A 13698-nucleotide genomic window follows, 5' to 3' on the forward strand; every position below is an offset into this window, starting at 1 on the left:
TATCATCCTTATTTTTTATTACTTCAATGCTTATCTGAATACCTATAAACGCCATCCCCATTCAATTGAAATGATATCAGAGTATTATTGACTTTGATTTCACCAGATTGGTTTGGTTTTCCTTTAATCGTAGCTTCCTTAACAAGTGCATTTTCCCACTGTATATCCAATTCAAAACCACCTCGCGCTTTTAAGCCTTTCACTTCTCCAGTTGGCCAGGCATCGGGCAATGAAGGCAACAACTCAATAATTCCCGACTGCGATTGAAGAAGCATTTCCACCATTCCGGAAGCGCCTCCCATATTGCCATCCAATTGAAAAGGTGGATGGGCACATAGCAAATTAGCATAAGTGCCACCGGCAGTTGACATCTCAATGCTTGTATCGGCAACGGGTTTTAATAAGTTTTTTAGCATTTTATGCGAACGATTACCATCATTTAAACGTGCCCAAAAGTTCATCTTCCAGGCTCGTGACCAACCTGTACCGCTGTCGCCACGTGCATTCAATGTGACTCTTGCCGCTTCAGCCAATTCTGGGGTTTGAGCAGTGGAAATTTGATTTCCAGGATGTAGTGCGAACAAGTGGGAAACATGGCGATGATCACTCTTTGGATCATCCACATCTTCGGTCCATTCCTGTAATTGTCCCCAAGAACCAATCTTAGGTTTTAAAATAGCATCTCTGGTCACTTTTGCGGTGGTGGTGAATTCATCCTCAATCCCTAAAACGGCAGCCGCCTTTAGGCTATTGTTCAAAATATCCCAAGCAATTTGATGGTCCATGGACGCACCTTCTGATATTCCACCGTGTTCCGGCGAATATGAAGGGGTCGAAACCAAATTCCCATGGTCATCCTTCGTCAAATAATCGATCCAAAAAAGAGCCGCTTCTTTCATTATGGGATAGGCTTTTTCTTTTAGATAGGTCTCATCTTGGGTGAAATCGTAGTGATCCCACAAATGTTGCGAAAACCAAGCCGCGCCTGTAGGAAAGAATCCCCAATCAACACCCCAACCCGGTGAAGTGTAACCAAAAGCATTGGTCATGGTATTGACCATCCAGCCACGGGTATCAAAAAATTCTTTTGCTGCCAGTTTTCCTGGCTCTACTAAACTTTCTATATAATCTAAAAAAGGTTCATGACATTCCGAAAGATTGGTCAATTCCGCTGGCCAATAGATCATTTCCAAATTGATATTGCTATGGTAATCGGCAGCCCAAGGCGGATTGGTGGAATGGTTCCATTTGCCCTGTAAGTTCATAGACATGGTTTTTGGACGACTTGCAGAAATCATGAGGTAACGTGCATATTGGAAGTACAGACTTTCTAAGGCATTATCCTTAGATCCATTGGCGTAGGCAATTAAACGTTCGTTAGTAGGGATGTCGACTTTCGGACGTTCTCCTAAATTCAGACTCACACGATCAAACAAATTCGAGTAATCCGCGATATGTTCTTTTTTTAGATTTTCAAAAGTAATGCTTTTCCATTTTTGCACTACTGCATTATTGGCGGCTTTATAATCATTGCCACTATAGGACGGATACTTAAGTGTATATCCTGTAGCAGAAGTATTTAAAATGACGACATCTTTTGCACCCTTTATATAAATGATGCCTTCCTTATAAGTTATTTTACCATCCGATAATTTCAAGGATATTTTTGTTTCAAAGGGCATTCCGTTATCGGATACTTTCCCATCAAAGCTGTAAATGCCATCATTAAAATTCTGAGAAACCATAACATGAGGCGTTTCAAATCGGATTTCATAATCGGTTTTTTTAGAACTTTCAAGACGATAGACCATAGTACTACTCGGATAATTGCCAAAATAGGTTCGTTTGTAGGTATCCTTACCAATATTATATTCTACCTTGCCCAAAGCCTTGCTGATGTCAAGACCGCGTTTATAATTGTTCACGTCTCCAGAATGTCCCACTTTTATGTAGAGATCGCCCATGGTTTGTTGAGCACCATAATCGCCAAAATCTGCATTGTACTGTTTGCCCGTGTCAATAATTCCAGTAAATTGCGATTGGGCAATCTTATGTGCCTCTGCTTTTTTTCCTTCTTTCAGCAAAGCTCTGACCTTTGGTAAAGATTTATGGGCATCTTTCCGGATTCCAAAATTATAATCGGGATTTGAATCAGGACCGCCAGACCAAAGGGTGCCTTCTGAAAACTGAATATGTTCTTCTTGAATCCCTCCAAAAAACATCGCGCCTACGTAACCATTCCCTATTGGTAAGGCCTGGGTCATCCACTCGGTAGCGGGTTGGTTATACCAAAGGTCTAAGGTGTTTTCTTCTTGGGCAAAAGTCACCAGCGACAAGAAAAGAATATAGGAACTGACTGCTAAGTGTAATTTTGAATATTTCATTTATGGTGTAAGTTTTCAGGTGTGTATCTTTTTAAGATAGTAAAAATCGTGGGGTTAACCATGATTATATTATATGACATACATTAAAATATCGTGTCCTATATAGATTTTAATTAATGCCGTACATAACTAACAAATCTAAATTATGAAATTTACAAAGTCCACTGTTTATTATACCAAAACTAATACTAATTTTGCACTTCAGGCAGAAATGCAATCGTCTTATGAGATTTTAAGTTTTATTATTTCGTGAAAGACCTGGTAGGAAAAAACTTAATAAAACTAACCTAACGTTGTTTTAAGCATAAACAAACCCGACTACTTCTTTAATGAAATGAAAAAATATAGCCAATAACTTATAAAGTTATTGGCTATATGCAAGGGAAAATTAGGTGTTATTTAAATCCTCAACCTAATATCCAGGATTTTGAGTTAAAGTAGGTTCTCCAGCGTTGTTTAAGCTTAAATCTATTTGAGCTTGCGGAATAGGATAATATTCACTCTTTCCAGAAATGAATCGTCCTCCCCTTACATCGGTGGTCAACTCGCCTTGATATTGGAAGTATGCGTTTAAGGTTTTTTCAGCAATCCCCCAGCGCACTAAATCAAAAAATCGATGTCCTTCTAAAGCCAATTCAAGTTTGCGCTCAAAATAAATAGCTTCCAGAGCACTTTCTTTTGAAGAAAATTCTGCGGAGGTATACAACCCAATCGTATAATTGGCTGCATTTTTAGAATTGTCAAAACCATCCATTGGATTGTTATCATCATTGTATTTTTTCAAGAAACCATCAGGGTTTGATGCTCTCTCTCTAACTCGATTGACATATTCCATAGCCAGACCTAAATTGCCATTTTGAGCTTCGGCTTCCGCAGCCATTAAAAGCACATCTGCAAAACGGATGATATGATCATTGAGTGCGGTACCAGGAGCCCACGAACTTTGATCGCTATAGAGATCTTGGGTCTCTTGCCAATAAATATTCTTTTTAGGTGCGTAAGGACCACCGTAAGACTGTTCTCTAATCCAAGTCACCCCAGGGTGGTTCCCCCAATCGTGAAAAGGTATGCCTCGGCGGCCCACAGTCCAATCCAATCTAGGGTCAACGGCGCCGGTAAAAGGCGTAAAGGGGGCATCAGCATTTACTCCCATGTCACTTTTGACTGGATCTAGATTATAATTGTCCAAATAGGGCAATCCATTTGGTTTGGTTTTGAATGAATTTACCAGATCTTGAGTTGGCTGGAAGAAACCACAACATCTAAAGGGACTGTTATATGGAAAATTAAGCATTCCACCCTGATTTGAATTTGCAATGCTACTGGTACCATCATTGGCTACCATTTGCACATCAAAAACTGTCTCTGAATTATTCTCGGTGGCAGCATCAAAGTTATCCCTAAATTTTGCTACAAGTTTATAAGGTTCGCCAGCAGAATTTGTCCCTGACCCTATAACTTCTGTAAATATGGACGAGGCCTCGGCATATTTATGTTGGTATAAGTATGCTTTCCCAAGATATGCACCTGCCGCCCATTTATTTGCTCGGCCAAAATCAGCTTGGCTACCTGGTAAGTTATCAAAGGCAAACTGAAAATCTGCCTCAATGTTTGGCCAGATATCAACATTATTTGGTTGTTTAGGATCTTCAGTGTTTTCATCAATCCAAGGCACCATATTAAACATCTTTTTCAATTCAAAATAATAATGTCCTCTTAAAAACTTAGCCTGTCCCTCAATATTATTTCTTTCTTGATCACTTAAATCCGTGACATTTGGAAGAACCTTTAATACTTTGTTGGCACGGGATATCCCTTCATAAGCAGCAATCCATTTGGTATTATAAAACCCATTTGAAGGATTCGAAATGAATTTCACAATTTGGTCAATGGCTGGTTGGTCACCGCCAAAACTGCCCTTGCTGGCCGTTCCGCCCGCAACTGCGCCGTAGATCCAATTACTTGATGCGGATTCCCACGAGTTTCCGCCACCAAGTCCTTGCCCATCCAGAGCAGCGTAGGCGCCTATAAGTAGTTTTTCAACACCAGCTTTACTGGCCACAACATCTTCACTTAAAGAGCCCAAAGCTGGTTGAAGTAAGAAGTCATCACTACAAGATCCCAAACTCAGTGAAATAATCGTCATTATCACTAATATTCTATATTTTTTCATAATCCTTATTTTTATAATTATAAGCTTGCGTTAAGTCCAATAATCAGTTGTTTCTGGTTTGGATATGCGCCTTCATCAATTCCGAAATTTACTGATCCCCCAGAAATTTCTGGATCAATTCCTGAATATGAGGTAAAGGTAAAAGCATTGGCCATTTGAACATACAACCTTAACCGTGTGATCTTGATGGCATCCAATACCGATGCAGGCAAACTGTACCCCACTTGAATTTGTTTTGCTCTGAGATAAGAACCATCTTCAACAAAATAGGAGTTGGGAACATCTGCCAAACTAAAAGAACCCACAGTTTGTTGAATTGGTGCGCTAGCGTTGGTATTTTGTGGCGTCCATGAATCATATAATGCGGTACGGCTCTTCGCTCCGTTAAAAGAGCTGTAAAAATCAGTGTACCATTTCACATTATTCCAAATATCATTGCCTTGCGAGCCATATAAGAACATACTGAAATCCCAATTCTTGTACTTCAATTCCAAATTGATTCCATAGGTAAAATCAGGGTTGGGATCACCAATAAAGGTACGGTCATCGGAGGTAATCCTATTGTCGCCATTGATATCGGCATAACGAAAACGGCCTACCGTAACATCCGATTGGTACCTTGTATTCTGGTCGCCCGTACTTGCTATGGCTTCCTGATTGGCTTGATCGATTTCTGCTTGCGAATTCCAAAAACCTTCTACTTTATAACCAAAAAACTGACTTACGGAACCGCCTTTGGCGTTACGGATTATAGAACTACCATTAAACCGTCGTCCTTCCAGATCGAAATAATTTAAGCCCTCGGCAATTTGCACTATTTCATTGTTATAACTTGTAAAAGTAAGAGTGGTGTTAAACTGCAAATCCTTGGCCAATGTTAAATAGGTGGATACGTCAATATCAATTCCACTATTTGTCATTTTACCCACGTTAACATATGGTGCTCTAGCCGATCCGGCCGTAGCAGGTAAATTAGGATTGTATAAAAGATCATTCACGTCTTTTCGATAATAATCGGCAGTAATTTGAAGGCTATTATTAAAAAATGCGGCATCTATACCAAAGTTGGCATTGATATTCTTTTCCCATTTCGCATCGACATTTCCAATACGCGCTTGCTGAAAACCTTCACTGGTAGAAGAATTACTTCCTGTAATAGCATAGAAGGAAGTTTGATTATTACCTCCAAATGTGGTGAAAGAGTTCGCGGGATCAACGTTAATTTGGTTTCCCATCACCCCATATCCAGCTCTTACCTTTAAATCATCTATCCAATTAGAGTTGAAAAAAGACTCATTGCTGATTACCCATCCCACACTTCCTGCTGGAAACCAACCGTATTGTTCATTGGCAAAGCGTGAAGAACCATCCCGTCTAATGGTAGCTCCAAGTAAATAACGGTCGTTAAAATTATAATCAACCCGACCAAAAATAGACGAAAGAGCGTCCGCATATTTAAAACTATAATTGGTTTGGGTGCCTGAGCCGGTGTCTAAGGTTACATAATCCGGATCAAAAGAAAAATAGGACTGGGTTGAACCGCCAACTTCACGTCCTTTATTTTGATAGGCTTCAGTACCCAGCACCACAGTCAGATTATGAATATCGGCAAAGGTGTTCTTATAAGTTACGGTATTGGTCCAAGTCCAATTAAAATTGGTCTGGGCGCCTTCAGTATAAGAATTTACGGAATTGTTTTCAGCGTTTTCATATTCTGGAAATGCGAAGGAATTAAAGGTATTTGAATAATATTGCCCTCCGAAGGTAGTCCGAACAGTGAAATTTTCCCCTAAATCAATTTCAGCGAAAATATTTCCAAATAATTTATTTGATACGCCCCGGTTATTTTTTAACCGCTCTAAAATAGCTACAGGGTTTCTTGCGTTTCCAAGTCCTTGTCCAAAAGATCCGGCAAAATTGCCACGAATATCGCGCACCGGAATAATAGGTTGTTCCCTAAAGGCCATCCCTACGGCACTTCCCTCCGTCAGTGCTCCAAGTTGCGGATTTTCACGAATGGCAAAACTAAGATTTTCTCCAATCCTTATGTGATCGGTAATATTGAAAATCGTATTTAAACGCATTGTATAGCGTTTTAAATAGGTGTTTTCCAACGTTCCCTTCTGATCAAAATAATTCAATGAAAATAATGCACTTCCTTTTTCACCCCCATTACTCACCGTTAAGTTGTGGCTGTTAATGGGCGCTGTATTAAAAATTTCCTGAAACCAGTTGGTACCTGCCTTATTGGCTTCAACAATACGATAAAAACTATTGAGCTGTGCTGGATCGGTATAATAGGGATCTACGTTGTATAGAGATTCATCCACCTCATTGACCCCCACTGGCGCAATATAATTTGGTAAAACTGGATTGGGACCGTTTCCATACTGGGGATGGTTAATTGGAGCATTAGGGTTGGTATTTCTAATGGCCATAAACGTCAAATCGGCCATTTCTTGGGAGGATAGGATCTCCCATGGATTTCCATGTTGGATCAATTGACTTCCTGAATAAGCATCGTAATTTACGGTAAGTTTACCCTTCCCTGTTTTGGTAGAAATTATAATCACACCGTTGGCGGCGCGCGAGCCATAAATAGAGGCAGAGGCAGCATCCTTTAACACTTGCATAGAAGCAATATCGTTAGGGTTGATGTTTTCTATACTCTGGGTCGGAATCCCGTCCACTACATATAAAGGGGAATTATTCCCAAAAGTATTGGAACCCCTGATTTTGACTTGGGGAGCTTGGCCCGGCTGACCACCGCCGGTAATGCTCACACCAGAAACCCTGCCCTGCAATTGACTGGTGACTTCAGCAGTAGGTTGTTGTAACATTTCGTCCGTTTTCACTACGGAAACCGCTCCTGTTAAATCTTGTTTGCGTTGCGTTCCATAACCTACCACAACGACTTCATCCAAATGGGCAGCATCCGTTTCCAAGACAATATCAATTTTACTTAAATTATTCACATTAATTTCTTTAGTGGCAAACCCAATATAACTCACTATTAAAATGGCATTCTTAGGAAGAGTGATAGAATAGTTTCCATTAAAATCAGTCATTGTACCATTGGTTGTGTTTTTCTCTAAAATATTCGCTCCAGATACCGGCATTCCAGTATCCGCTTCAGTTATTGTACCTGTGACCGTAATGAGGTCCTGGGCGTTTTTAATCTCCGAAACTTCAAATTTTTTCGGAAGATTTCTGTCTGTTAAGTGATTTTCAAAAAGAACCTTAGTAAGGTTTGACGTCCAAGCAAGCGGTTTGCTTTTTTGAAAACTTTCTGAAGCATTTAAGGTTAGCGCCTTAATAGTCAGATCTTTTTCATCTTTGGTATGCACTGACGATGCATTCATGGCGTGAATTCCAAAAATTAAAAGAAAAAGGATTGGCAAGAAATGGGGCGTAAGGATTTTTGTATCATAAACTGGGATCGGATTCTTATATTTATTCATAATTTTCGTTTTCTATGGTTATAGTTGCTGTACATAGTTAATGTAATGTCGAGAATAAAAAATGTGGTTCCATTTTATTTTAGTTTCGATTTTTGACCATGATCATATTTTTTTTAATTGTTAGTATTTTCTTTTCTTTCGTAGGTACTTCAGACCTGAGGGACACAATAGAATTTTTATAGTATTGAAGAATGTGCATATAAAAAGAATGAAGCACATGAGGTTTTCTCTCGTCTTATAATTCATTGGAATTTTAATGAAACTTATTTGAAATAAGCGGATTGAATTACCATCATTAATTAACCTTATATTATGTTAAATTATCAAAATTTTAACTAATATAAGTAAATTCCTGCTTTCCACGGCCACTTGATTGTTAAAAATCAATGTTGGAAGAATAAAAACTTTTACAATTACCGATTTATCGTAGATGAATTTTCTATTAATATCAGTCCCAATCATAAAGCTTGCCGAGCATAACCCATATGTATAATATGTTTTATTTAATAAATTAATTTAATTTTAAAAACGGTTTCGATTTCATTTTAAGTTGATTTGGAAGGTTTTTATCATTAAAAAAGTGCCTTCTCTATATGCTCAATCGGGTCATTATAAATCTACTGCGCAATTAGGGTGATTAAAGCGTGGTTAATTTCATTATATTTAATCTATGAATTCCATACACGACATACCACCTTCTGATGTCCAGGACAATTTAAATGTGTTAAAAGCTGATTTAGACTCAAAAATCCCATCTAAAAAATTAGATAAGAATCTTTTGATTGCCACATGGAATATTCGAGCGTTTGGAAATTTAACGCGCAAATGGAATTCGGATGATGACGATTCACCTAAACGTGATCTGCATTCCGTTTTATGCATTGCTGAAATCATTAGTCGTTTTGACGTGATTGCCCTTCAGGAAGTGAAGGATAATATTAGAGCCCTCAGAGATACTTTAAAAGTATTGGGAAAGAACTGGTCTTTTATTCTGACGGATGTCAACAAAGGGAAAGTCGGCAATGGCGAACGTATGGCCTACTTATTTGATACAAGAAGAGTACATTTGTCAGGATTGGCGGGCGAATTGGTTGTGCCCGAAGAATGGGGCGAAAATATTGGAGAACACGCCTTGTCCAAACAATTTGTGAGATCTCCTTATGCGGTAAGCTTTAGATCCAACCAACACACTTTCATCTTAGTGACCCTACACATTCTATACGGCAAAAATCCGCAAAGTCGTATTGAAGAACTGAGAGGGATTGCTAAATGGCTCTATAGTTGGGCAGGAAGTCTCAATGCCTACCATCAAGATTTTATCGCCTTGGGTGATTTTAATATAGATGCACGTGGTGATCTATTGGAAGAAACATTTCTTTCCGAAGCTCTGTACATTCCTCCCCAACTCCAAAATAAGGACGTGACTCGATCTATCTTTAATACTACAAAATTCTACGATCAGATTGCCTGGTTCAACAGCCAAGGCAAGGGACCAAAACTATCCATGGAATTTTTAAGCGGTGGCAATTATGACTTTGTTCCTTATGCCCTTGCAAACCGTCAATTAACCAAGCAAAGTCTGTCCTGGCTGATTTCCGACCACTATAAGTTGTGGGTGGAATTTAAAGTGTGATTTCTCGTTTCAAAAATCCGTCCTTTATCGATTAAAAGGCTAACGTTTTAAACCACTCCTCTAAAAACAGGAGCAATATCTATGGAATATTGTCGAAATTTGTAATTACACTAAAATGTATTGATATGGATACCACCGATAAAATAGTCATTATTTGCGACCATGAAGAGACCATCGAGGATTGGAGAAAAGCCATAACCCATCACGCACCAAACATTATGGTAGAAGCTTATCCCAACGACACTGAAAGAGAAAAAACACAATTTGTCTTAGTATTCCATCCTCCTGAAAACACGTTTCGAAAATTTCCGAATCTCAAAGTTATTGCCTCAATGGCTGCGGGGATCAATCATATTACCAAGCATAACAAAGTCCCTAAAAACATAAGCGTTACCAAAGTCAACGACCCCATGCATCACGATGATATGGCAGATTTCGTTTTGGCTCTATCTTTAAGTTATTTGAGACGCTTGCCATTGTATTTTCATCAAAAAACTCAAGCCTTGTGGAAGACGCATGCCTACCAACGTCCTGAAGAAACCACAATTGGCATTATGGGAATTGGCGCCATCGGAAAGGCTGTTGGGAACCTGATGTTAAAAAACGATTTTAAAGTAACGGGGTGGTCCCGATCGAAAAAAGATATTGATCAGATTAAAACCTTCCACGGAAAAGATCAAAGAAACGAGTTTCTGCAAACTGCTGATATTTTAGTCTGCACCTTGCCACTTACTAAAGACACAGAAAGCATTTTAAACAGCGAGGTGTTTAATAAATTACCCAAAGGCGCCTATCTTATCAATATTGGACGGGGCAAACAACTTGTGGAAGCCGATTTATTGGAAGCTATTGACAACGGTCAACTTGCTGGAGCAGCCTTAGACGTGTTTCATGAGGAACCCTTGCCCAAGCAGCATCCTTTTTGGAGCCACAAAAGCATCTTGATCACGCCACATACCGCTGGGAGTGTCAGTCCCGAATCGGCAGTCAAAAAAATAATAGCTAATTATAAGGCCATGAAAAACGGTGAACAACTTGTAGATGTTGTTGATATTGGAAAAGGGTATTGATTTAAGCCCATATTTTTATTGAGATCGATTATCACTTAGAATACCGAACAGTTTCTATAGTGGGAAGGACTTAAGATAAGTTAGTGCCAAAAAACAACAATAGTTATCGCTGACGTCGCCAACACCAGAATTTGAGAATCTCATAGTTTCAATCTAGCAACTTTAATTACTTCACCAAAAATCGAGGTAAATCTTCTACTTTTTCACAACAGACCTGTTCCATGACTTGCTGGAATTCTCTCTTCATGAGTGAAATGGTATGGTTGCCACCTTCTTTCCCTAAAGCACCAACGCCATACATAAAACTGCGGCCCATAAAGGTAAATTCGGCGCCACTTGCCATGGCTCTTGCAATATCCGGTCCGCCACGTAAACCTGAGTCGACCATGATTTTTATTTGATTCTTGAATTTTTCAGCCAAATGGGTCATGGGTACAATTGACGATTGCCCAGCGTCCAATTGACGGCCGCCGTGATTGGAAACGATTAAGCCATCGACACCAAGACCAATAGCTTTTTCTGCATCCTCTTCACTCACCACGCCCTTAATCACCAATTTACCTTTCCATTGCTCTCTTATCGAGGCAATCCGATCTGTATTTAAGCGACCAGAAAAAGTAACATCCATCAACTCTCCCAGCTTCGTCATATTCAAGTCTTTGGGCATATACGGCTCCATAGTTTTAAAAGCAGGTTTGCCATGGATTAAGGTTTGAAGGGCCCAATCAGGTTTGGTAAACACTTCAAGAATATTTTTTAAACTCATTTTAGGCGGCATCGCCAAACCGTTTCTGATGTCACGAGGGCGAAATCCAAAAGTAGGCACATCGGCTAAGATCACCAAAACATTAGTGCCGGCGTTGGCCGCTCTATCCAACAGATCCCTCTTGATTTTTTCATCCGCAGGATGGTATAACTGAAACCATGATTGCCCTTCGGTAATTTCCGCAATCCGTTCAATGCTGGAAGTGGTCACCGTACTGAGGATAAAAGGGATGTTATGCGCAAAAGCAGCTTTGGCCAAAATCTCTGGAGAATTAGGCCACATGAGACCCTGAAGTCCGACGGGTGCAATTCCAAAAGGCGCATCGTAGGTATGCCCAAACAGTTCGGTCCTGGTATCCGACCTATCAAACTTTGATAAGTAGTGCGGCATTAATTCCACTTTCTGAAGATCGGTGCGATTTTTATCTAAATTGATATCTTCATTGCAACCGCCATCCAAATACTCAAAAGCAAACTTTGGCATTTTTAACATGGCTCGGTTTCTTAAATCGGTTACAGAAGGATATTTTGGGTTTATTGTTATTTCCATGCGATTAAGCTTTTAATTGATATATCTGATCCATCAACAACCACTTTTCTCCAACTTTTGCCGTTGGAAGTGCTTGTTGGTATTTCCACATGAGGGCTTCCCATTCATGAACTTTTAGGTTGTTGGCATCCATTTCATCCTTCTTTTCAAAAGAAAAGGCCTCGTTAACCTCCATGATCATAAACAGTCGATTTTCAACCAAATATATCTCTAGAGCCAAAATCCCACTATCCTTAATGCTTTTGACAATTTCTGGCCACACGTTTTCATGATGCTTTTTATAGGCCAGAATCAGTTCGGGGTCATTTATTAAATCGAGTGCAAAACAGTGTCTATGCGTTTTCATTGGTCATGGTTTTATATCCGAAAAGTGCCACCACCGCCAAACAGATCAGTGGGAGGATAAACGAAAAATTAACTTCAGGAATGTAGCCAAGGATTTTCGCATCGGCAAAACCCGGACCGCCTATATCTAAAATACTGCCTTGCAATACCGGCAATAAAGCACCACCTACAATGGCCATCACCAATCCGGCAGAACCAATTTTAGCTTCATCCCCCATATTATTTAAAGCAATCCCATAAATGGTTGGGAACATAATACTCATAAAAAGCGATGTTGCTACCAAGCTATACAAACCTATATGTCCGCCCACAAAAACAGTAATTAGGGTGGTTATGACGCCTCCCACTCCAAAAACAAACAATAATCTTGAAGGACCAATTCGCTTCATCGAGAGCGTACCAAGCCATCTTCCTGAAAGAAACAACAGCATCGCGCCAACATTATACCAAGTGGCCGTGAGTTGTTCATTGATTGGTAATGACGCATTCAAATTATCAACATATTGAAAAATAAAGGTCCAACACATAATCTGTGCGCCTACATAAAACATTTGCGCCACCACGCCTGTAACGTAGGTTTTATTTTTTATTAAGATTTTAAAGGTTTTTGAAAGCGAGAGTTTTGAATGCTCTTCCACTTTTGGAAATTTCACCATCATAATCGCTACCATGATGATCAAAACCAAAACTCCCAAAGCAATATACGGCACACTGATCACACCCAAATCGTTTTCCCGAATGGCAGCCATTTCTGAACTGGATAAGGCTTGGTAAGCTTCCTCTGTAAAGTCAACCGAACGCAAGGCATCAATGATAAATACCTGTGCGATGATCATTCCCGTTAAAGAACCTATCGGATTAAATGCCTGTGCCAAATTGAGGCGTTGGGTTGCGGTTTCTTTGGGCCCCAATGCTAAAATCAACGGATTTGAAGTGGTTTCTAAAAATGCCAAACCGCAGGTCATCACCCAAAGGGAAATTAAGAAGTAATTGAAAGTCTCAAACTTCGCAGCAGGAAAAAACAAAAATGCACCTATGGCATAAAGCGATAGGCCTACAAGAATTCCCGATTTATAACTGTATTTTCTAATGAATAATGCTGCTGGCAAGGCCATAAAGAAGTAGCCAAAATAAAAAGCAAACTGCACCAACGACGCTTGCGTATTCGAAAGTTCTGGCATTACCTTTTTAAATGCCGAAACCATCGGATTTGTAAGATCGTTGGCAATTCCCCAAAGTGCAAAGAGGGAAGTAATCAATATAAATGGCAATAAGATGTTTCTGGAAACGAGCGGTTGTTTTATGGCGTTTTTCATC

Annotated in this window: 8 protein-coding genes; 2 read left to right on the forward strand and 6 right to left on the reverse strand. The window is 39.6% G+C overall.

From position 1 onward, the window contains the following. Positions 1-23 precede the first annotated feature (23 nt). From ESZ48_RS12430 to ESZ48_RS12440, 3 genes are all read right to left on the reverse strand, one after another. Positions 24-2384 carry a glycoside hydrolase family 95 protein gene (locus tag ESZ48_RS12430; RefSeq protein WP_129017820.1) on the reverse strand — a complete coding sequence of 787 codons (2361 nt, stop codon included), beginning with the start codon at positions 2382-2384 and terminating at the stop codon, positions 24-26. A 412-nt stretch (positions 2385-2796) separates the two neighbouring features. Beyond that, a complete protein-coding gene (locus ESZ48_RS12435; protein WP_129017821.1) occupies positions 2797-4557 on the reverse strand; it encodes a RagB/SusD family nutrient uptake outer membrane protein in 1761 nt (586 codons plus the stop codon). A 17-nt stretch (positions 4558-4574) separates the two neighbouring features. After that, positions 4575-8018 carry a SusC/RagA family TonB-linked outer membrane protein gene (locus ESZ48_RS12440; protein ID WP_223266441.1) on the reverse strand — a complete coding sequence of 1148 codons (3444 nt, stop codon included), beginning with the start codon at positions 8016-8018 and terminating at the stop codon, positions 4575-4577. A gap of 670 nt (positions 8019-8688) precedes the next feature. On the opposite strand from ESZ48_RS12440, the gene ESZ48_RS12445 reads away from it, so the two are divergent. Continuing rightward, positions 8689-9651 carry an endonuclease/exonuclease/phosphatase family protein gene (locus ESZ48_RS12445; RefSeq protein WP_129017822.1) on the forward strand — a complete coding sequence of 321 codons (963 nt, stop codon included), beginning with the start codon at positions 8689-8691 and terminating at the stop codon, positions 9649-9651. 125 nt (positions 9652-9776) lie between these two features. Then, positions 9777-10721 carry a 2-hydroxyacid dehydrogenase gene (locus tag ESZ48_RS12450; protein WP_129017823.1) on the forward strand — a complete coding sequence of 315 codons (945 nt, stop codon included), beginning with the start codon at positions 9777-9779 and terminating at the stop codon, positions 10719-10721. Between the two features lie 166 nt (positions 10722-10887). Here the strand turns inward: ESZ48_RS12450 and ESZ48_RS12455 are convergent, their stop codons facing one another. The 3 genes from ESZ48_RS12455 to fucP are packed head-to-tail and all read right to left on the reverse strand — an operon-like array spanning position 10888 to position 13697. Then, positions 10888-12036: an alpha-hydroxy acid oxidase gene (locus ESZ48_RS12455; protein WP_129017824.1), complete on the reverse strand. Its 1149-nt coding sequence runs from the start codon at positions 12034-12036 to the stop codon at positions 10888-10890. A 4-nt stretch (positions 12037-12040) separates the two neighbouring features. Continuing rightward, the gene (locus ESZ48_RS12460) at positions 12041-12382 is read right to left on the reverse strand and encodes an L-rhamnose mutarotase (RefSeq protein WP_129017825.1); all 342 of its coding nucleotides are present in this window, start codon (positions 12380-12382) and stop codon (positions 12041-12043) included. Further along, complete coding sequence (gene fucP / locus ESZ48_RS12465) at positions 12369-13697, reverse strand: L-fucose:H+ symporter permease (protein ID WP_129017925.1); 1329 nt, start codon at positions 13695-13697, stop codon at positions 12369-12371. Before fucP ends, ESZ48_RS12460 begins: the two co-directional genes overlap by 14 nt. Position 13698: the final 1 nt, after the last annotated feature.

The sequence above is a fragment of the Gelidibacter gilvus genome (assembly GCF_004115975.1).
In the GTDB taxonomy this organism is placed as follows: Bacteria; Bacteroidota; Bacteroidia; order Flavobacteriales; family Flavobacteriaceae; genus Gelidibacter; species Gelidibacter gilvus.